Source organism: Arenimonas maotaiensis, from assembly GCF_014638745.1.
Taxonomy (GTDB): Bacteria; Pseudomonadota; Gammaproteobacteria; order Xanthomonadales; family Xanthomonadaceae; genus Arenimonas; species Arenimonas maotaiensis.
Map to the genome: position 1 here is coordinate 782,844 of NZ_BMFO01000001.1, position 19,798 is coordinate 802,641.

The window sequence follows — 19,798 nt, forward strand, 5'->3', positions numbered from 1 at the left end:
AAACAGCCGGATAGACTGGTTTTACAGGCGTGGAACCGGGCGTGAATCCGGGAATTTTTCGTGCTTGCTATACTTCCCAACCCACCGATTCGAGGTCGATCATGCGCCCTACCCTGCGAACCGTCGCCTTCGCCCTGTTGGGCACCGCCACCGGCGCCCTGGCCGCCGGCCTGTACTTCAGCCAAGCGCCGGCACCGGCCGAAACCGGCAAGGTGCCGGAATGGGGCATTCCCGCCGCGCAAGCGGCCGGCACGCCCGGCACCGGCCAAGCGATGCCGACCTTGGCGCCGATGCTGGACAAGGTCACGCCCTCGGTGGTCAACATCTACACCAAGCAACGCGTGCGGGTGAACAATCCGATCGCCGAATTCTTCGGCGGCGGCCGCTATCCGCAGGAGCGCATCTCGCAATCGCTGGGTTCGGGCGTGATCGTGGACGCCGCGCGCGGCCTGATCCTGACCAACAACCACGTGGTCGAAGGCGCCGACGAGGTCTCGGTCAGCCTGACCGACGGCCGCACCTTCGAGGCGCAGCCGGTGGGCTCCGACCCGGACACCGACATCGCGGTCATCCGCATTTCCGCCACCGGCCTGCAGGCGCTGCCGATGGCCGATTCGGCCAAGCTGCGGGTCGGCGACTACGTGGTCGCGGTCGGCAATCCGTTCGGCCTGGGCCAGACCGTCACCAGCGGCATCGTCTCGGCCGTCGGCCGCAGCGGCCTGCAGGGCCTGGGCTACCAGAACTTCATCCAGACCGACGCCTCGATCAACCCCGGCAATTCCGGCGGCGCGCTGGTCAACCTCAACGGCGAACTGGTCGGCATCAACGTGGCCAGCTTCAACCCGCGCGGCAGCGCGGCCGGCAACATCGGCCTGGGCTTCGCCATCCCGTCGAACCTGGCCAAGGAGATCATGCGCCAGCTGATGGCCTACGGCGAAGTGCGGCGCGGCTCGCTGGGACTGGACGCGGAAACCGCGCAGACCACCGAGCAGCCGTTCGTCAAAGGCGCGATGGTGACCCGCGTGTACCGCGGCAGCCCGGCCGAGGCCGCCGGCATCCGGCCCGGCGACGTCATCCTGCAGGCCAACGGCCAGCGCATCGAAAGCGGCGAAGCGCTCAGCAATCTGGAGGGCCTGCTGCCGCTGAACGCGCCGGTGCGCCTGCAGCTGATGCGCGGCGCGCAACGGCTGGAACTCAGCGCGCAGCTGAAAGCCGCGCCCAAGGAACTCGACGCCGGACAGCTGGATCCGCGCCTGGCCGGCGCGGTGCTGATCGACACGCCCGAGCGCTACCGGCAGACCGGCATGCGCGGCGTCATCGTCAGCAAGGTGGCCGGCGGCAGCCGGGCCGAGCGCAACGGCCTGGAGGCCGGCGACCGCATCCTGGTGCTGAACCGGCAGTCGGTGGCCGATCTGGCCGGCCTGCGCGCGCTGCTGTCAGCCAGCCCGCGCCGGCTCGAGCTCGGCCTGGCGCGCGGCCGGCAGTCGGGCTATCTGGAGATGCGCTGAAAAACACGGGGCCTGCACGCGCTTCGCGGTATCCTAAGCGCCTATGCCCGCCATCAAAGCCCTCAGTCTCGATCTCGACGACACCCTCTGGCCGATCTGGCCGATCATCGAGCGCGCCGAAACCGCGCTGCACGAATTCCTGCTGGTGCACGCGCCGGCCACCGCCGCGCAGTTCCCGATTCCGGCCATGCGCCACGTGCGCGAGCAGATCGCGCAGGCGCATCCGGAGCTGGCGCACGACTTCACCGCCCAGCGCAAGCTGTCGCTACAGCACGCGTTCCGGCTCTCGGGCGAATCCGAGGCGCTGGTCGATCCGGCGTTCGACGCCTTCTTCCGCGCCCGCAACGACGTCACCCTGTACGAGGACTGCCTGCCGGCGCTGGAGCGCCTGGCCGCGCGCTTCCCGCTGATCGCACTGACCAACGGCAACGCCGACCTGCAACGCACCGGCATCGGCCACTTCTTCCTCGGCTGCGTGTCGGCGCGCGACATCGGCCACGCCAAACCGCATGCGCCGATCTTCGAAGCCACCCGCCGCCGTCTCGACCTCGACGCCGCGCAGATCCTGCATGTCGGCGACGACCCCTGGCTGGACGTGCAGGGCGCGCACGGCGCCGGCTTCCGCTCGGCCTGGATCAACCGCACCGAAGCGGTCTGGCCGGCGGACATCGCCGCCGCGCACGTCACCGTCACCGACCTCACGCAACTGGCCGACTGGCTGGAGGAGAACGCCGCATGACCCTGAGCCCCGCCACGCCCGGACTGCGCTTTGAGCGCGCCGCCGCCTCGCGCCCGATCGATTTCGTCACGCCGGCCGGCTACGCGGCTTGGTTGGCGGCGCAGCCTGAGTTCTGCCGCAACTGGCTGGCCAGCCAGGACTTCGCCGGCAAAGGCGGACGATTCGCGCTGCTGCCGGACGAATCCGGGCATTGGCAGCGCGTGCTGGCGGTGCTCGACGGCGACCATCCCTATGCCGTGGCGCACCTGCCCAAGCTGTTGCCCGCCGGCGATTACCACCGCGGCGCCGGCGACGCCATCGGTGCCGATGCCTTGGCGCTGGGCTGGGGCTTGGGTGCCTACCGCTTCGAACGCTATCTCGAGCGCCGCGAACCGGCGCGCTTGCACGCCGAAGGGCATGCCGCGCAGAGCATGGCGTTGCTGGCCGCCAGCACCCTGGTGCGCGATATGGTCAACACGCCGGCCGAGCACATGGGACCGGAGCAACTGGAACAGCTGGTGCACGCCGCCGCGAGTGAATTCGGCGCGCGCAGCGAAGCCGTGGTCGGCGAGGCCCTGCTGGAACGCGGCTTCCCCACCATCCACGCGGTCGGCCGCGCCGCGCACCGCGCGCCGCGCCTGCTACGGCTGGACTGGGGCGACGAGGCGCATCCGCGCGTGGTGCTGTGCGGCAAGGGCGTGTGCTTCGACACCGGCGGCCTGGACCTGAAACCGGCCGACGGCATGCGCAACATGAAAAAAGACATGGGCGGCGCCGCGCACGCTCTGGCGTTGGCGCGCCTGGTGATGCAGAGCCGGCTGCCGATCCGGCTGACGCTGTTGATCGCGGCGGTGGAGAACAGCGTCGCCGGCAACGCCTTCCGGCCCGGCGATGTCATCACCACCCGCCAAGGCATGACCGTGGAGATCGACAACACCGACGCCGAAGGCCGCCTGGTGCTGTGCGACGCCCTGGCTCTGGCCGGCGAACTGCGGCCGGCGCTGATCATGGATTTCGCCACGCTGACCGGCGCCGCGCGCATCGCCCTCGGCCCCGACCTGCCGGTGCTGTACAGCAACCGCGACGACCTGGCGCAGGCCTATCTGGCCGCCGGCGAGGCGCAGCACGATCCGCTCTGGCGCCTGCCGCTGTGGCAGCCGTACCTCACCTACCTGAAATCGAATGTGGCCGACCTGGCCAACGCCGGCAGCAAGATGGCCGGCAGCGTGACCGCCGCGCTGTTCCTGCAGCGCTTCGTGCCCGCCGACATCGCCTGGACGCACGTGGACGTGTACAGCTGGAACGACGGCGACCGCCCGGGCAAGCCGGCCGGCGGCGAGGCGCAGGGCTTGCGCGCCGCCTTCACCCTGCTGCGGCAAACATATGACAACCGGCACTCGGCTTCGGCCTGAAGACGCCGCATACTCCCACCGAACCGTTCTCCCAGGATCCGACGATGAGCCGTCCAGAAAGTGCCTTGCATGAATTGAAGATCGACCGCAGCCGCGGCGGCCGCCCGGCCGGCAAACGGCGCTGGCCGCTTTACGCCGCCATCGCGATCGTGGTGTTGCTCGCGCTGTTGCTGCTGCGCGGCGGCAAGCCGCTGGCGGTGGACACCGTCAATCCGCGGTCGGCCGCCGAAGCCGGTCCGGCCTCGGTGCTCGACGCCTCCGGCTACGTGACCGCACGCCGCATCGCCACGGTGTCCTCGAAGGTGACCGGCAAAGTCCGCGAAGTCTACATCGAGGAAGGCCAGCAGGTCGCCGAAGGCGAGATCCTGGCGCGCCTGGACGACCAGGACGCCAGCGCCCAGCTCGACGTGGCGCAATCGCAGGTGGCCGCCAGCCGCTCGCAGCTGGCCGAAGCGCAGGCGCAGCTGGCGCTGGCCGAAAGCAATTTCCGCCGCACCCGCGACCTGGCCGCGCAGCAGCTGGTGTCGAAACAGGCGCTGGATACCGCCAAGGCCGAACGCGATTCGCGCGCGGCGCGTCTGGCCAGCCTGCAGAAATCGGTGGCGCTGGCGCTCGACCAACGCGCCGTGGCGGCACTGGGCGTCGACAACACCGTGATCCGCGCGCCGTTTGCCGGCGTCATCATCGCCAAGGCGGCGCAGCCGGGCGAGATGATCTCGCCGATCTCGGCCGGCGGCGGTTCGATCCGCACCGGCATCGGCACCCTGGTCGACATGGATTCGCTGGAGGTGCAGGTCGACGTCAACGAGGCCTACATCGGCCGCGTCACCCCGGGCATGCCGATCGAAGCGATGCTCAACGCGTATCCGGACTGGCGCATCCCCGGCTCGGTGATCGCCATCATCCCGACCGCCGACCGCTCCAAGGCCACAGTCAAGGTGCGCGTGGCGCTGGACAGCAAGGACCCGCGCATCGTGCCCGACATGGGCGTACGCGTCAGCTTCCTGGAGAAGGCCGAGGCCGGCAAGCCGCTGGCCGGCTTCTGGATCCCGAACGCCGCCGTGCTCAAGGACGGCGACAAGGCCTTCGTGTTCACCGTGGTCGATGGCAAGGCCAAGCGCGTGCCGGTCACCGTGGCCGATGCCAACGACAGCGACAGCCGCGTGGTGAAGGGCCTGGGCAAGGGCGACTCGGTGATCGTCTCGCCGCCGGAAGGTTTGGCCGACGGCGCCGCCGTGGCCGGCAAGGAAGGCGCCGCGAAATGAACGGCGGCGACGCGCTGTTCCCGCTGGTCGAAATCCGCGGCCTGCGCAAATCCTATGTGCGCGGCAAGCAGGTGCTGGAAGTGCTGCACGGCATCGACCTGGACATCCCCGAAGGCGACTTCGTGGCGCTGATGGGCCCCTCCGGCTCCGGCAAGACCACCCTGCTGAACCTGATCGGCGGCATCGACTCGCCCACCGGCGGCGAGCTGAAGATCGAAGGCCGGCGCATCGACGAGCTGTCCGGCGACGCGCTGGCGGCCTGGCGTGCGGAAACGGTCGGCTTCATCTTCCAGAGCTACAACCTGATGCCGGTGCTGAGCGCGCAGAAGAACGTGGAGCTGCCGCTGCTGCTGACCGACATGGACACCGGCGAACGCCGGCGCCGCGCCGCCATCGCGCTCGACCTGGTCGGCATCGGCGACCGCGCCGGACACAAGCCGAATGAACTGTCCGGCGGCCAGCAGCAGCGCGTGGCCATCGCGCGCGCGCTGGTGTCGGACCCGCGCATCCTGATCTGCGACGAGCCCACCGGCGACCTCGACCGCAAGACCGCGGACGAGGTGCTGACCCTGCTGCAGCGCCTGAACCGCGACTTCAAGAAGACCATCGTGATGGTGACGCACGATCCGAAGGCGGCCGAATACGCGCGCCGCACCGTGCATCTGGACAAGGGCACCCTGGTCGACCAGGGCACGTTGGCCGGCGGCGCGGAGCACTGAGGTGATCGGCAAATACCTGCCGCTGGTCTGGGGCGCGCTGATGCGCAAGAAGACGCGCACGGCATTCACCCTGCTGTCGCTGGCGGCGGCCTTCCTGCTGATCGGCCTGCTGCAGGCGGTGAACTCGGTGCTGGCCGGCGGCGCCGATTTCCTCGGCGCCAACCGGTTGATCACCCAGGCCAAGATCAGCTTCACCACGCCGCTGCCGATGCGCCTGCTGCCGCAGATCGAAGCGATTCCGGGCGTCGAGCACGTCGGGCACTCGCAGTTCTTCGGCGGCGTGTACCAGGATCCGAAGAACTTCTTCCCGCAGTTCGCGGTCAATCCGCAACGCCTGCGCGACACCTATCCGGAATGGACGATGCCGGAGGACCAGTGGCGCGCCTTCATCTCGACCCAGGACGGCGCCATCGTCGGGAGGATATTGGCCGACAAATACGGCTGGAAGGTCGGCGACATCGTGCCGCTGAACTCCTTCATCTGGACCCAGAAGGACGGCAGCCGTGTCTGGCAATGGCGCGTGGTCGGCATCTTCGGCGGCCGCGACCGGGAATGGAGCGACCGCGCCAACCTGATGTACCTGAACTACGGCCAGTTCGACGAAGCCCGCATCGAGCGCACGCGCGGACTGGCCGGCGTGTTCGTGGTGCGGGTCAAGAACCCGATGGATTCCGGCCGCATCGCCGCCGAAATCGACCGGCGCTTCGAGAATTCGGCCGACGAGACCAAGACCCAGAGCGAGCAGGAGTTCCAGCTCGGCTTCCTGAAGCAGCTGGGCGACATCGGCTTCATCGTCAACGCCATTTCCGGCGCGGTGTTCTTCACCATCCTGATCCTCACCGGCTACACCATGAGCCAGGCCGTGCGCGAACGCGTGCCGGAGCTGGCGGTGCTGAAATGCCTGGGCTTCACCGACCGCACCGTGCTGGCGCTGGTGCTGGCCGAAGCGTTCCTGCTGTGCTTCCTCGGCGCCTTGGCCGGCCTGCTGTTGGCCAGCGCCGTGACCGGCGCGTTGCCGCCGGAATATCCGATCCGCGCCGATGCCCGCGTCTGGCTGTTCGCCCTGGCCAGCACCGCGCTGCTGGCGACGGCGGTCGGCCTGCCGCCGGCCTGGCACGCCATGCGCGTCCGCATCGTCGATGCCTTGGCGGGGCGCTGACATGAGCACCTTCACGCAAGTGCGCGAAATCGTGCTGATGAACCTGAGGAGCATCCCGCAGCGCCTGGGCGCGTCGCTGGTGATCGTGATCGGCATCGCCGGCGTGGTCGGCGTGCTGGTGGCGATGCTGTCGATGTCGACCGGCCTGAACAAGACCCTGACCGCCACCGGCGATCCGGACCGCGCCATCGTGCTGCGCGGCGGCGCCAACGGCGAACTGGCCAGCTTCCTGGAACGTGCTTCGGTCACCCAGATCAAGCAGGATCCGGCCATCGCGCGCGGCGCCGACGGCCTGCCGGTGGCGTCGGCCGAACTGATCGTGATCACCGAGGTGCCGCGCAAGGGCGAACGCTCGGGCGCCAACGTCTCGCTGCGCGGCGTCGAGCCCGCCGGCTTCACGTTGCGGCCGGAACTGAAACTGCTCGAAGGCCGCCGCTTCACGCCCGGACTGCGCGAGCTGATGGTCGGCAAGGGCGCCTACACCCAGTTCGACGGCCTGCAGGTCGGCTCCAGGCTGAAATTCCGCGGCTCGTACTGGCAGGTGGTCGGCGTGTTCGAGACCGGCGACGCGCACGACTCCGAACTGTGGGCCGATCTGGAGACCGTGCAGAGCGCGTTCGGCCGGTCGGGCGCGTCCTCGGTGGTGGCGCGCCTGGCCTACCGCGACGCGCTCGGCGCGCTCAAGCGCCGGCTGGAGTCCGATCCGCAGCTCAATGTCGAGGTCAAGACCGAGCAGGAGTTCTTCAGCGCGCAATCGTCCGGGCTGACCCGCCAGATCGGCTTTTTGACCAACATCGTGGCGGTGATCATGGCCTTCGGCGCCCTGTTCGGCGCGCTCAACACCATGTACTCGGCGGTTTCGGCGCGCACCGCGGAAATCGGCACGCTACGCGCGCTCGGTTTCGGCAACGCGCCGGTGGTGGCCTCGGTGATGGCCGAGGCCATGGCGCTGTCGCTGCTCGGCGGCGTGATCGGCGCGGTCACCGCCTACCTGCTGTTCAACGACTATTCGGTATCCACGCTGAGCGGCAGCTTCACCCAGGTCGCGTTCAATTTCGCGGTCACGCCCGGCCTGGTGCTGCAGGGCCTGATCTGGGCGCTGGGCATCGGTTTCCTGGGCGGCCTGGCGCCGGCCCTGCGCGCCGCGCGCCTGCCAGTCACGGCCGCGCTGCGCGGCGGCTGAGAATACGCGACCGATGCGGCATCCGCCGCATCTTGGATGGACAGCCCCGTTCGGCAGGACTCCGATGACACGCCATTCGATCACTCTGGCCCTGATCCTCATCTCCACCTGCGCTGCCGCATCGGCGCAGGAAACCCGCCGCATTCCGCGTCCGGACGGCGTGACCACCGCCGCGGTCTACGCGCCGACGGGCGTCTGCCGTGGCATCGCCGTGCTCAGCCACGGTGCCGGCGGTTCGGAAAAGGGCTTGGCTTATCTGGCCGCGCATCTACGCGACGGCGGCTATCTGGCCATCGTGCCCGGACACGCCTTGAGCGGCCGAGCCGCGTTGCGCGCGCATATACCGCAGGGACGCTTGCGGGGCGCGGTGAAGGAAGGATTGAGCGGCTTGGTGACCGACGCCGACGCCTACCGCGACCGCTTCGCCGACATCCAGGCCGCGCGCGATTGGGGCAAAGCGCGTTGCCGTTCCGGTTTCAGCGTGCTGATCGGCCATTCGATGGGCGCCGCCACCACGATGCTGTTGGCCGGTGCCGACAACCGGCTCGGGCTCGACACCCGCATCGCGTTCGACGCCTACATCGCGCTGTCGCCGCAGGGCGCAGGCCATATCTTTCCGGCGAACGCCTGGCGTGGCATCCGGGCGCCGGTATATTCGCTGACCGGTACCGAAGACGCAGAGATCGACGCGGATTGGACATCGCGCCTGCAACCGTACCGGAACATGACGCCGGGCTGCAAATGGCAGGGGGTAGTCGAAGGCGGAAACCACCGCGATTTCGGCGGCGGCGGTACGGCGGCCGAAACCGCGTTGATCACCGGCAGCATCGATGCGTTCCTGGCCGGCGTGCGGTCGGGAAAATGCGCCGGCGGCTACCGCGGCGCGGGCATCCGCGTCGAGACCAAATAGGCGCGGCGGCTCAGCCGCCGTGCAGGCGTTTGCCGAGGGTGACGATGCCGATGCTGACCAGGATCAGCGCCATCGCCACCAGCGTGTGCGAGTTCATCGGTTCGTCGAGCAGCAGCACGCCGAGCAGCAGCGCGATCGGCGGATTGACGTAGGCGTAGCTGGTGGCCAGCGCCGGACGCACGTGCTTGACCAGCCAGACGAAGGCCGAATAGGCGATGACCGAACCGAACACCGCCAGATACAGCATGGCGGCCGTGGCCTCGAGCCCGGGCGCGTGCGTGAAGCGCTCGCCGATGGCCAGGCCGAGCAGGCTGGAGATGACGCCGCCGATGGCCATCTGCCAGGCCGACAGCGCCACCGGATCGGGCAGGTCGCGGCCCTTGCTCCACATCGAACCCCAGGCCCAGCCGAGCGGCGCGGCCAGCACGCACAGCAGGCCGACGGTGGAAACGCGCAGCTCGCTGCCGAGATTGAGCCAGATCACGCCGAGGAAACCGAGCAGCAGCCCGCTCCACTCGATGCGGTTGGGATGGTAGCCGCGCAGCGCCGCGAACAATCCGGCCCATAGCGGCATCGCCGCCACGCCGATGGCGACCACGCCGCTGGACACGGTCTGCTCGGCGACGTTGACGAAGGCGTTCGACAGCACCGTCATCACCGTGGCCAGCACCACCAGCGACGGCCATTGCGAGCGCGTGGGCAGCGGGTGCCGGCGCCAGGCCAGCCAAGCCAACATCAAGCCGCCGGCAATCAGCATGCGCGTGCCGGTCAGCAGGAACGGCGGATAACCCGGCAAGGCCAGCTTGATCGCGTAATAGGTGGAACCCCAGAGGACATAAACCGCCAGCAAGGCGGCGAACACGTGGCTGCGTTTAGGTGAATCGCTCATGCGCCATTATCGCATGCGTTCACGCGCCAGCAGGGTCTGTTTGCGCGGCAAGCCCCAGCGGTAGCCGCCGAGCGAACCGTCGCCGCGCACGATGCGGTGGCAGGGCACCAGCACCGCCACTTTATTGCCGGCGCAGGCGCGCGCCACCGCGCGCGCGGCCTTGGGCATGTCCAGCACCTGCGCCAGCTCGGCGTAGCTGAAGGTCTCGCCGGCCGGGATGCGCATCAGCGCCTGCCAGACGCGGTGCTGGAACGCGGTGCCGACCAGCTCCAGCGGCAATGCGGCGGCCTTGCCGGCCAGCGCATCGGCGACGGCGCGCACGGTCGGCGCGATGGCGCCGTCGTCGTCCGGCACGTGGTTCAGTTCGGCTTCGGGGAATTCCCGGCGCAGCTCCGCCAGCAACGCGTCTTGGCTGTCGGCCAAGGCCACGGCGCAGATGCCGCGCGCGGTCGCCGCCACCAGCGCGTTGCCTAGCGCGGTATCGGTCACCGTCCAGTGGATCTTCAGGCCGCGGCCGCCTTTGCGGTACTGCGCCGGCGACATGCCGAGCTTGGCAGCGCCGTTCTCGTACACGCGCGAACAGGAACCGAAACCGCTGTCGACCCAGGCCTGGGTGACGTCCTCGGTTTCGCGCAGGCGTTGTTTCAGGCGCATCAGCCGGCGCTGGCCGGCGTACTCGGCCGGACTCAGGCCATAGGCCTGCTTGAAGCGCTTCTGCAGATAGGCCGGACTCAGGCCGACTTCGGCGGCGAGTTCGGGCAGGGAGAACGCGCCCGATTCCAGCAGGGCGCGCGCGTTTTCCAGTCGGGGATCGGGCGATGTGTCCATGCCGCCATCCTACGCCGCAGCGGCCGGCGGCGTTATCCGCATCCTGTCATTCGGTCCAGCGGGTGGCCGAGGCCGATTTCGGGAACACCCGGGTCAGCAGCGGCTTGTCGGTTTCCAGCAGACCGATGGCGTCGGCCAGGATCGCGGCCGATTCATCCCGCAGCGGATCCGGCAGTTCCTTGGCCGCTTTTTCCTGGGCGACCTGCTCGCTGATCCGGCGCTCGTCGGCCTGCAGGCCGTCGTCGCGGTCGTCGACCGCCACCGATTTCAGGCCCAGCGTCTTGCGCTCGGCATCGCGCGCTTCACGGCGGGCCTTGCGTTCGTCGCGTTCGCGGATGCGTTCGGCTTCGTTCAGCGACACGCTTTTCTTGTCGCGCTCGGCCTTGAACAGGGCCACGTCCTGCATCCACCAGGAGAATTCGCGGTCGGCGGCCACGCGCTTGCCGTGGCGCTCGATCAGCTGCGGCAGGATGGCCTGGAAGCTGCCCAGCCGGGCGTACTCGGCGGCCGCGATGCGGGTGTACGGCAGGGCGTTGTCGAAGGTGCTTTCGCCGTACTCGGAGGCGTCGACGCTGACCGGGAACGGCACGTCCGGAGTGACCGCGGCGTTCTGGGTGGTGCCGCCGTCGATGCGGAAGAACTGCGCCACGGTCATCTTCAGCTGGCCGAACTGGATGTCCTTGCGGCGCGGGAAGCGGTCGAGGTCGACCAGGGTCTGCACCGTGCCCTTGCCGAAGGTCGGCTCGCCGATGATCAGGCCGCGGCCGTAATCCTGGATGGCGGCGGCGAAGATCTCCGACGCCGAGGCCGAGGAGCGGTTGACCAGCACCGCCAGCGGGCCGGTCCAGGCCACCGCCGCGTCTTCGTCGGATTCCACTTCGACCTCGCCGTTGGCGTTGCGCACCTGCAGCACCGGGCCCCGCTCGATGAACAGGCCGGTCAGCTCGACCGCCTCGATCAGCGAACCGCCGCCGTTGTCGCGCAGGTCGACCACCACACCGTCGACGTTCTCGGCCTTCAGTTCGGTCAGCAGCTTGCGCACGTCGCTGGTGGCCGAACGCACGTCCGGATCGCCGCGGCGGGCGGCCTCGAAATCGAGGTAGAAGGTCGGCAGTTCGATCACGCCGATGCGCTTGCCGCCGGTCTCGATGATGCGGCGGCTGGCGGCCTGCTCCTCGAGCTTGACCTTGTCGCGCACGATGCGCACAATCTTGCGCGGGCCGTCCGGGCCTTCGTCGGCGGACTGCACGTCGAGCCGGACCACGGTGCCCTTGGCACCGCGGATCTTGGCCACCACGTCGTCGATGCGCCAGCCGACCACGTCGACCATCGGGCCGCTTTCGCCCTGGCCGACGGCCAGCACGCGGTCACCGGTCTTAATCTGGCCGGATTTCTCGGCCGGGCTGCCGGGCATGATGGTGCGGAACACCACGTACTCGTCCTGCGCCTGCAGCACCGCGCCCACGCCTTCGAGCGAGAGCTTCATGGTCATGTTGAAATTGTCGGCGCTGCGCGGGCTCATGTACGAGGTATGCGGGTCGATGGCGCTGCCGTAGGCGTTCATGAAGTTCTCGAACACATCGTCGCCGCGCAGCTGGTGCAGGCGTTCGGACAGCTGCGCGTAGCGCTTGTCGAGGGTGGTGCGGATTTCGGCCATCGGCCGGCCGGCCAGTTTCAGGCGCAGCACGTCGTTCTTCACCGACTGGCGCCAGAGCGCATCGAGCTCGGCGGTGTCCTTGGCCCAAGCGGCGTCCTCGCGGTCGTAGCGGTAGGTTTCGGCGGCGCTGAAGTCGAATTCCTGCTTGAGCAGGCCGCGGGCGTGCGCCACGCGCTGGTCGACACGGATCAGGTAGGTCTTGAAGATCTCGAAGGCCGGATCGAGCTCACGGTCGCGGATGGCGTCGTCCATCCGGCTGCGGTAGGCCTCGAAGCGGGCGATGTCGGCGGCGGTGAAGAACAGCTTGTTGCCGTCCAGCGACTCCAGATAGTTGTCGAAGATGTCGGCCGACAGCGCGTCGTCCAGCGGCAGGGTCTTGTAGGCATAGTTGCTGCCGGACAGCAGCTGGTACACCAGGTTGCCGGTCAGCGCCTGCGCCTCGGTCGGCACCAGCTCGGATTCGGGCGTGGTGCTGCGGCCCTGGTTGGCGGCGAAGGCGATGGCCAGCGGCAGCAGGGCGGTCAGGGCCAGAACGTAACGTTTTTTCATGTGTCGCCTCGGGTGATTGCCAGCATTATGCGCGTTCCGGCCCGGAACGCATGGGCCATTGGTCAGGTCTGCACGAATCCGGCTTCGATCGCCATGCGGTCGGCGTGGTAGCTGGAACGCACCATCGGTCCGGATGCGACATGGGTGAAGCCCAATTGGTTCCCGAACGCCTCGATTTCGGCGAATTCCTCCGGCGTCCAGTAGCGCATCACCGGATGGTGGTGCGGGGTCGGCTGCAGGTATTGGCCGACGGTGATCATGTCGACGTCGTGCGCGCGCAGGTCGCGCAGGGTCTGCCGTACCTGGTCCATGGTCTCGCCCAGGCCGAGCATGATGCCGGACTTGGTCGGCACGCCGGGGTTGGCGGCCTTGAATTCCTTCAGCAGACGCAGCGACCAGGCGTAGTCGGCGCCGGGGCGCACGTTCGGGTACAGGTCCGGCACGGTCTCGAGATTATGGTTGAACACGTCCGGCGGCGACCGGTTGAGCAGCTCCAGCGCGCGCTCCATGCGGCCCTTGCCGCGGAAGTCGGGGGTCAGGATCTCGATCTTGATGCCCGGGCTGAAGCGGCGGATCTCGTCGATGCAGCGGGTGAAGTGCTCGGCGCCGCCGTCGCGCAGGTCGTCGCGGTCGACCGAGGTGATCACCACGTAGCGCAGCTTCATGTCGGCGATGGTGGTGGCCAGGTTCAGCGGCTCGGCCGCATCCGGCGGCTTCGGCCGGCCGTGCGCCACGTCGCAGAAGCTGCAGCGGCGGGTGCAGACCTCGCCCAGGATCATGAAGGTGGCGGTGCCGTGGCTGAAGCACTCGTGGATGTTCGGGCAACTGGCCTCCTCGCACACGGTGACCAGGCGGTTCTCGCGTAGCTGCGCCTTCAGCTTGGCGACCGCGTTGCCGGCCGGAATGCGCACCCGGATCCAGCTCGGCTTGCGCAGCACCGGCGCCTCGGCGAACTGCACCGGACTGCGCGCGATCTTGCTCTCGCCCAGCTGCTTGGCGCCGGTCTCCAGCGAGGTGACGGTTTGCGCGGCGATGGTTTTCTCGTTCGACATCAGGAACTCGCGGATTCGGGGGAAAGTGCCGGCGGCAGGCCGTCGGCCGGGACCGGGTTGAGGCCTAGTTGGACGGACAGCTGGCGGACCAGCTCGGCTTCGACCTCGGCCAAGGCCAGGGCACCGGTCAATTCTACCATCTGCGTCACCGCCAGCCCCGTGAAGCCGCAGGGATTGATGCCGTGGAACGGGCTCAGATCCATGTCGATGTTGAACGCCAGGCCGTGCAGGCTGCAGCCGCGTTTGACCCGCAGGCCCAAGGCGGCGATCTTGGCCGCGCCGACGTACACGCCGGGCGCGCCCTCGCGCCGTTCGGCCGCCACGCCCCAGCGCGCCAGGGTGTCGATCAGGGCCTGCTCGATGCGATGCACCAGTTCGCGCACGCCGATGCCCAGGCGGCGGATGTCGACCAGCGGGTAGGCCACGATCTGGCCGGGGCCGTGGTAGGTGACCTGGCCGCCGCGGTTGCAGCGGATGACCGGGATGTCGCCCGGCAACAACACATGCTCGGGCTTGCCGGCCTGGCCCAGGGTATACACCGGGTGGTGTTGTAGCAGCCAGAGCTGGTCGGCGCCGGCCTCTTCGCCGCGGCCAGCGGTGTGCCGCTCCATGGCGTCCCAGACCGCTTGGTAGGGTTGCAGGCCGAGCCGATAAACGCGCCAGTCGGGTTTTACAGCGTCCACTTGATCTCGGGATGGGCACGCAGGGCGTGGTGCGCGGCCTCGTAGTCGGCGCGGGACTCGGCCTTGAAGCGCACCGAAATCGACACGAACCGGCCGGCGCTGGAGGCGCGCGAGGACAGCGTTTCGTGCAGCACGGTCAGCCCGGCCTGCGTCAGCTCGTGCGGCACGGCGGTCTCCAAGCCGGCGCCGGCGGCGCCCATGGCGGTGATCTCGAACACGCCCGGGAAGCTGAAGCCCTGTTCTTTCGGATTTTCGCTGGTCATGCCGCTATTATCGGGGCAATCCGGCCAAAACCCAAGTGCCGCCAGGCGCGCGAACCATGGCTTCCGGCACATTTTCTTAACGCGCGTTGGCGTAAAATCGAAGAGTTATCCACTCGAGGCCGTACCCCATGTTGAAAAACCCCGTCACCCTCTCCATCGCGCTCGCCCTGGCCACCGCCAGCCTGGGCGCCGGCGCCGCCCCGGCCGAACCGGCCGCCAACCACGCCAGCCAGACCATGAATCCCTTCTTCCAGCAAAGCCCCCTGCCCTACCAGTACCCGCAGTTCGACAAGGTCAAGGACACCGACTTCGCGCCGGCCTTCGACCGCGGCATGGCCGAGCAGGCCCGCGAGATCCAGGCCATCGCCGACAGCCGCAAGGCGCCGACCTTCGACAACACCATCCTGGCGATGGAGCGCTCCGGCCAGCTGCTGACCCGCGCCGCGATCGCGTTCGGCAACCTGACCAGCACCAACACCAACGACGCGCTCGACAAACTCGACGCCGAGTACTCGCCGAAGTTCGCCGCGCACCGCGACAGCATCTACCTGAACGCCAAGCTGTTCGCGCGCATCAAGGCGCTTTACGAGAAGCGCGCCAGCCTCGGCCTGGATGATCAGGGCGTTCGTCTGATCGAGCGCTACTACACCGACTTCGTGCGCGCCGGCGCCAACCTGACCGACGCGCAGAAGACCCGGGTCAAGGAAATCAACGCCGAAATGGCGACGCTGACCACCCAGTTCAGCCAGAACGTGCTGGCCGAAGTGAACGACTCGGCGGTGATCGTGTCCGACCGCGCCGAACTGGCCGGCCTGAGCGACGAGCAGATCGCCGTGTTGGCCAAGAGCGCCGAAGAAAAGGGCATGCCGGGCAAGTACCGCATCGCGCTGCTGAACACCACCGGCCAGCCGCTGCTGCCGCAGCTGGACAACCGCGCCCTGCGCGAGCGTCTGCATAAAGCGTCGGTCGCCCGCGGCAGCCGCGGCAACGCCTTCGACAACCGCGCCATCGTCGCGCGCGTGGCCAAGCTGCGCGCCGAACGCGCCGCGATCATGGGCTATTCCAGCTACGCCGCGTTCGGCCTGGCCGAAGAGACCGCGAAGAATCCGGAAGCGGTCAACGCCATGCTGGCCAAGCTGGCGCCGGCCGCGGTCGCCAACGCCCGCAAGGAAGGCGCCGTGCTGCAGGCCATGATCGACCAGGAGCAGAAGGCCAAGAAGCAGCCGACCTTCGCGCTCGAGCCGTGGGACTGGGCCTACTACACCGAGAAGGTGCGCAAGGCCCAGTACGACTTCGACGAGAACCAGCTGAAGCCGTACCTGGAACTGAACAACGTGCTCGAGAAGGGCATCTTCCACGCCGTGACCGAACTGTACGGCGTGACCTTCAAGCAGCGCACCGACCTGCCGGTGTACCACGAGGACGTCAAGGTCTACGAGGCCTTCAACGCCGACGGCTCCGAGCTGGCGCTGATCATCGTCGATCCGTTCGCACGCTCCTCCAAGCGCGGCGGCGCCTGGATGAGCTCGTACGTCGACCAGTCCGAGCTGATGGGCACCAAGCCGGTGGTGGCGTTCCACCTGAACGTGACCGAGCCGACCGAAGGCAAGCCGGCGCTGCTGACCTGGGACGACGTCAACACCGCGTTCCACGAATTCGGCCACGTGCTGCACGGCATGTTCTCCGACGTGAAGTACCCGTACTTCAGCGGCACCAACGTGCCGCGCGACTTCGTCGAGTTCCCGTCGCAGGTCAACGAGATGTGGTCGACCTGGCCGTCGGTGCTGGCCAACTACGCCGTGCACTGGCAGACCGGCGAACCGATGCCGAAGGAGCTGCTGGACAAGGTGCTCTCGGCCGAGAAGTTCAACCAGGGCTACACCACCACCGAATACCTGGGCGCCGCCCTGCTCGACCAGCGCTGGCACCAGGTATCGGCCGACCAGCTGCCGGACGCCGACGGCGTGATGGCGTACGAGGCCAAGGCGCTGCAGGACGTCGGCTTGGATTACGCCGCCGTGCCGCCGCGCTACCGCACCAACTACTTCAGCCACATCATGGGCGGCTACGCGGCCGGCTACTACGCCTACATCTGGTCGGAAGTGCTGGACGCCACCACGGTGGAGTGGATCAAGAACCACGGCGGCCTGACCCGCGCCAACGGCGACCGCTTCCGCGCCAAGCTGCTGTCGCGCGGCGGCAGCAAGGACGCGCTGCAGCTGTTCCGCGACTTCGCCGAGCAGGAGCCGGACATCCAGCCGCTGCTGGAACGCCGCGGCCTGACCGCCGAGCCGGAAACCAAGTGACCGCCAATTGCTGAAAACAAGAAAGCCGGCGCAAGCCGGCTTTTTTGTGGCCCGGATTCCGCCGCGCGGCTCAGGGCGCCTGCAGCCGCGGCCGGCGCGCCGACAGCAGCCGGCCGAACACGCGCAACGGCAGCGGCGGCGAGAGCTCGCGGCCCGACAGGATCGTGGCCAAGGCATGCCGGAACGGCGCGAAGCCTCCGCCGAAACGCAGGCCGGCGCGCCGCAGCAAACGCACCGGCGCGCGGTCGTCGGTGTACACCCGGACAATCGATTCCGTCGCCAGGTACAGCGGCCGGCTGATGGCCTGGAGCTCGCGCTCGTAGCCCGCCAACAGCGCCGGCGCGGCGATATCGCCGCCGGTTTCGATGGCGGAACGGATACGGCGCACCAGCATGCCGATGCCGCGCAGTCCGAGATTGTAGCCGTGCGCGGTGATCGGGTGCATGCCGATGGCGGCGTCGCCGACGCAGGCGAAGCGGCCGGCCACCAGACGGTCCGGGCAGACGCCGACCAGCGGATAGACATGCCGTTCGCCCTCCAGCCGCATCGTGCCGAGACGGCCGCGGTAACGCTCGGCCGTTTCGCGCGCGAACGCCTCGGCCGGCAAGGTCTGCAGACGCGCGATCTCGGCCGGCGGCAGGGTGATCACCACCGAGGCCAGATCGCCGCCGAGCGGCAACAACGCCAGGGTCTGCCCGTAATCCAGGCATTCCCAAGCGATACCCGGGCGCGGACGTTCCAGACGCATGCGGCAGACCAGCATGCTGCGTCCGAAATCGCGATGCCGCGCCGGCAGCCCGGCCATGCGGCGGGCCTCGGAAAAGCGGCTGTCGGCCGCGACCACCAATCGCGCTTCGAGTATGCGGCCGTCGTCCAAGCGCACACGGGCGCCGTCCGGGCCGTTCTCCAGGGCACGCGCGCGCCGCGACAGATGCCAGTCGATGCCCGGCACTTCCGCCGCGGCCTGATAGGCGATGCGGCGCAACGCCCGGTTGGACACCATCCAACCCAAGGCCTCGGCACCGGCCGGCGCGCGAACCGACATCGGCACCTGCGCATCGCCGTCGAACACCTGCGCCTCGTGCATCGCGGTGATCTCGTCCGGCGCCAGCAGCGGCCACTGCCGCCACTGCGTCAGCAATTCGCGCGACAGCGCGGTCAACGCGATCTCGCGTCCGTCATCCGGCGGCGCGGCGAGCGTTCCGGCATCGGCCGGATCGATCAGGGCGACGGAAAGGCCCTCGCGGGCCAAGGCGCCGGCAAGCGTGAGGCCGGCGGGGCCGGCGCCGATGATGGCGACATCGTAGGTCATGGCGTATCCGATCGGGAACGGGTCGTCATATGCTAAGCCAAGCCGCATCGACACGACTTGATCCGCATCAAGCAGCGGACACGAAAAAGCCGGCTCGCGCCGGCTTTTCCGTTTCGTCGCGCGTAGCGGTTACAGCTTGTCCCACCACATCAGGAAGCCGTCCCACAGGCGGCCGAAGAAGCCGGCCTCTTCCGCCGCGGCTTTCGCCACCAGCGGCGCCTGCGCCACGACCTTGCCGTCCATGCTGATCTTCAGGGTGCCGACCGGCTGGCCGGCCTTCAACGGCGCCACGATGTACTTCGGCACGTCGATGTTGGCCTTCAAGGCGTCGAACTTTCCGCGCGGCACGGTGATCTCGAACGGCGCCGCCACCGACAGCGCGACGGTGTCGTCGGCGCCCTTCCACAGGCGCGGCGCGGCGATGGTCTTGTCCGGCGTGTACAGGGTGCGGGTCTCGAAGAAGCGGAAGCCCCAGTTCAGCAGCGCCAGGTTGCCGTTCTCGCGCAGATCGAAGCCCTGCTTCTGCGAATCGCTCTGGATGCCGAGCACCACCGAGATCAGGCGCTGTTCGCCGCGCTTGGCCGAGGCCAGCAGGCAATAGCCGGCGGCCGAGGTGTGGCCGGTCTTGATGCCGTCGACCGAGGCGTCCTTCCACAGCAGGCCGTTGCGGTTGTGCTGGCGGATGCCGTTGACCGTGTATTCCTTGATCTTGTTGTAGGCGTAGGCTTCCGGGAAATCGCGCACCATGGCGCGGCCGAGCAGCGCCAGGTCGCGCGCGGTCGAGTAATGGTTCGGGTCCGGCAGGCCATGCGGATTCATGAAGTGCGAATTGGCCATGCCGATCTTCTTCGCGTAGCTGTTCATCAGCTCGACGAACGCCTGCTCGGAACCGGCCACATGCTCGGCCAGCGCGATGGCGGCATCGTTGCCGGATTGGATGACCATGCCGCGCTCGAGATCTTCCAGCGCGACCGTGCTGCCCAGCGGCAGGAAGCTGGTCGAGCCGTCGGTACCGCCGCCGCCGCCACGCCAGGCGTTCTCGCTGATCAGCACCTGGTCGCTCGGCTTGATCTTGCCGGCCTTGATCTCGGCGGCGACCACATACGAAGTCATCACCTTGGTGATGCTGGCCGGCTCGACGCGCAGGTCGGCGTTCTGGCTGGCCAATACCTGGCCGTTGGCGTAATCCATCACCAGCCAGGCGCTGGCGCCGGTCGGCACCGGCGCGGCCGGGATCTGCACCGGCGTGCCGGCCGCGGACGGCAGGGGAGCAGGAACGGATTGCGCCATGGCCACAGCCACGATACAGGCGGCACCGGCCGCGAAAATTCGGGAAACACGCATGGGGGAACTCCGGAGAAGGACGGCTACCCCGCTATTTTAAG

General features: G+C 68.5%; 17 protein-coding genes. 9 read left to right on the forward strand and 8 right to left on the reverse strand.

The annotated features are described in order from the left end of the window. Positions 1-101 precede the first annotated feature (101 nt). From IEV56_RS03795 to IEV56_RS03830, 8 genes are all read left to right on the forward strand, one after another. Positions 102-1,508, forward strand: coding sequence for a trypsin-like peptidase domain-containing protein (locus IEV56_RS03795; protein ID WP_188447876.1), 1,407 nt, complete (start codon positions 102-104; stop codon positions 1,506-1,508). A gap of 43 nt (positions 1,509-1,551) precedes the next feature. Further along, positions 1,552-2,247, forward strand: coding sequence for an HAD family hydrolase (locus IEV56_RS03800; RefSeq protein WP_188447878.1), 696 nt, complete (start codon positions 1,552-1,554; stop codon positions 2,245-2,247). Next, positions 2,244-3,638: a leucyl aminopeptidase family protein gene (locus IEV56_RS03805; protein ID WP_188447880.1), complete on the forward strand. Its 1,395-nt coding sequence runs from the start codon at positions 2,244-2,246 to the stop codon at positions 3,636-3,638. The genes IEV56_RS03800 and IEV56_RS03805 overlap by 4 nt, the downstream gene beginning before the upstream one ends. A gap of 44 nt (positions 3,639-3,682) precedes the next feature. Further along, positions 3,683-4,903: an efflux RND transporter periplasmic adaptor subunit gene (locus IEV56_RS03810; protein WP_188447882.1), complete on the forward strand. Its 1,221-nt coding sequence runs from the start codon at positions 3,683-3,685 to the stop codon at positions 4,901-4,903. Between the two features lie 14 nt (positions 4,904-4,917). After that, positions 4,918-5,622 (forward strand): ABC transporter ATP-binding protein, encoded by a 705-nt coding sequence (locus IEV56_RS03815; RefSeq protein ID WP_188448009.1) that lies wholly within the window; start codon positions 4,918-4,920, stop codon positions 5,620-5,622. 1 nt (position 5,623) lies between these two features. Continuing rightward, complete coding sequence (locus tag IEV56_RS03820) at positions 5,624-6,781, forward strand: ABC transporter permease (protein ID WP_229730157.1); 1,158 nt, start codon at positions 5,624-5,626, stop codon at positions 6,779-6,781. A 1-nt stretch (position 6,782) separates the two neighbouring features. After that, positions 6,783-7,964 (forward strand): ABC transporter permease, encoded by a 1,182-nt coding sequence (locus tag IEV56_RS03825; protein WP_188447885.1) that lies wholly within the window; start codon positions 6,783-6,785, stop codon positions 7,962-7,964. A 64-nt stretch (positions 7,965-8,028) separates the two neighbouring features. Continuing rightward, positions 8,029-8,874: an alpha/beta hydrolase family protein gene (locus IEV56_RS03830; RefSeq protein ID WP_188447887.1), complete on the forward strand. Its 846-nt coding sequence runs from the start codon at positions 8,029-8,031 to the stop codon at positions 8,872-8,874. A 10-nt stretch (positions 8,875-8,884) separates the two neighbouring features. Here the strand turns inward: IEV56_RS03830 and yedA are convergent, their stop codons facing one another. The 6 genes from yedA to IEV56_RS03860 form a co-directional block, all read right to left on the reverse strand. Then, positions 8,885-9,763 (reverse strand): drug/metabolite exporter YedA, encoded by an 879-nt coding sequence (gene yedA, locus IEV56_RS03835; protein ID WP_188447889.1) that lies wholly within the window; start codon positions 9,761-9,763, stop codon positions 8,885-8,887. A gap of 6 nt (positions 9,764-9,769) precedes the next feature. Then, complete coding sequence (locus IEV56_RS03840; protein WP_188447891.1) at positions 9,770-10,591, reverse strand: bifunctional transcriptional activator/DNA repair enzyme AdaA; 822 nt, start codon at positions 10,589-10,591, stop codon at positions 9,770-9,772. Positions 10,592-10,637: 46 nt separating this feature from the next. Then, a complete protein-coding gene (locus tag IEV56_RS03845; protein WP_188447893.1) occupies positions 10,638-12,797 on the reverse strand; it encodes a carboxy terminal-processing peptidase in 2,160 nt (719 codons plus the stop codon). Between the two features lie 62 nt (positions 12,798-12,859). Continuing rightward, entirely contained in the window at positions 12,860-13,849 is a 990-nt protein-coding gene (gene lipA, locus IEV56_RS03850; protein ID WP_188447894.1) for a lipoyl synthase, read from the reverse strand. Continuing rightward, positions 13,849-14,532, reverse strand: coding sequence for a lipoyl(octanoyl) transferase LipB (gene lipB / locus IEV56_RS03855; protein WP_188447896.1), 684 nt, complete (start codon positions 14,530-14,532; stop codon positions 13,849-13,851). The genes lipA and lipB overlap by 1 nt, the downstream gene beginning before the upstream one ends. Further along, positions 14,520-14,795 (reverse strand): DUF493 family protein, encoded by a 276-nt coding sequence (locus tag IEV56_RS03860; RefSeq protein WP_188447898.1) that lies wholly within the window; start codon positions 14,793-14,795, stop codon positions 14,520-14,522. Before IEV56_RS03860 ends, lipB begins: the two co-directional genes overlap by 13 nt. A gap of 128 nt (positions 14,796-14,923) precedes the next feature. Between IEV56_RS03860 and IEV56_RS03865 the strand changes: the two genes are divergently transcribed. Continuing rightward, a complete protein-coding gene (locus IEV56_RS03865) occupies positions 14,924-17,101 on the forward strand; it encodes a M3 family metallopeptidase (RefSeq protein WP_188447900.1) in 2,178 nt (725 codons plus the stop codon). Positions 17,102-17,171: 70 nt separating this feature from the next. Here IEV56_RS03865 and ubiM read toward each other — a convergent pair whose 3' ends face one another. After that, a complete protein-coding gene (gene ubiM / locus IEV56_RS03870; protein ID WP_188447902.1) occupies positions 17,172-18,413 on the reverse strand; it encodes a 5-demethoxyubiquinol-8 5-hydroxylase UbiM in 1,242 nt (413 codons plus the stop codon). Positions 18,414-18,542: 129 nt separating this feature from the next. After that, the gene (locus IEV56_RS03875) at positions 18,543-19,757 is read right to left on the reverse strand and encodes a D-alanyl-D-alanine carboxypeptidase family protein (protein WP_188447904.1); all 1,215 of its coding nucleotides are present in this window, start codon (positions 19,755-19,757) and stop codon (positions 18,543-18,545) included. Between the last annotated feature and the right edge of the window lie 41 nt (positions 19,758-19,798).

Excerpts from the sequence above, each read along its gene's own strand:
- IEV56_RS03795 (WP_188447876.1), top strand. The coding sequence starts at position 102 with ATGCGCCCTACCCTGCGAACCGTCGCCTTCGCCCTGTTGGGCACCGCC.
- IEV56_RS03800 (WP_188447878.1), top strand. The coding sequence starts at position 1,552 with ATGCCCGCCATCAAAGCCCTCAGTCTCGATCTCGACGACACCCTCTGG.
- IEV56_RS03805 (WP_188447880.1), top strand. The coding sequence starts at position 2,244 with ATGACCCTGAGCCCCGCCACGCCCGGACTGCGCTTTGAGCGCGCCGCC.
- IEV56_RS03810 (WP_188447882.1), top strand. The coding sequence starts at position 3,683 with ATGAGCCGTCCAGAAAGTGCCTTGCATGAATTGAAGATCGACCGCAGC.
- IEV56_RS03825 (WP_188447885.1), top strand. The coding sequence starts at position 6,783 with ATGAGCACCTTCACGCAAGTGCGCGAAATCGTGCTGATGAACCTGAGG.
- IEV56_RS03830 (WP_188447887.1), top strand. The coding sequence starts at position 8,029 with ATGACACGCCATTCGATCACTCTGGCCCTGATCCTCATCTCCACCTGC.
- yedA (WP_188447889.1), bottom strand. The coding sequence starts at position 9,763 with ATGAGCGATTCACCTAAACGCAGCCACGTGTTCGCCGCCTTGCTGGCG.
- IEV56_RS03840 (WP_188447891.1), bottom strand. The coding sequence starts at position 10,591 with ATGGACACATCGCCCGATCCCCGACTGGAAAACGCGCGCGCCCTGCTG.
- IEV56_RS03845 (WP_188447893.1), bottom strand. The coding sequence starts at position 12,797 with ATGAAAAAACGTTACGTTCTGGCCCTGACCGCCCTGCTGCCGCTGGCC.
- lipA (WP_188447894.1), bottom strand. The coding sequence starts at position 13,849 with ATGTCGAACGAGAAAACCATCGCCGCGCAAACCGTCACCTCGCTGGAG.
- IEV56_RS03860 (WP_188447898.1), bottom strand. The coding sequence starts at position 14,795 with ATGACCAGCGAAAATCCGAAAGAACAGGGCTTCAGCTTCCCGGGCGTG.
- IEV56_RS03865 (WP_188447900.1), top strand. The coding sequence starts at position 14,924 with ATGTTGAAAAACCCCGTCACCCTCTCCATCGCGCTCGCCCTGGCCACC.
- ubiM (WP_188447902.1), bottom strand. The coding sequence starts at position 18,413 with ATGACCTACGATGTCGCCATCATCGGCGCCGGCCCCGCCGGCCTCACG.
- IEV56_RS03875 (WP_188447904.1), bottom strand. The coding sequence starts at position 19,757 with ATGCGTGTTTCCCGAATTTTCGCGGCCGGTGCCGCCTGTATCGTGGCT.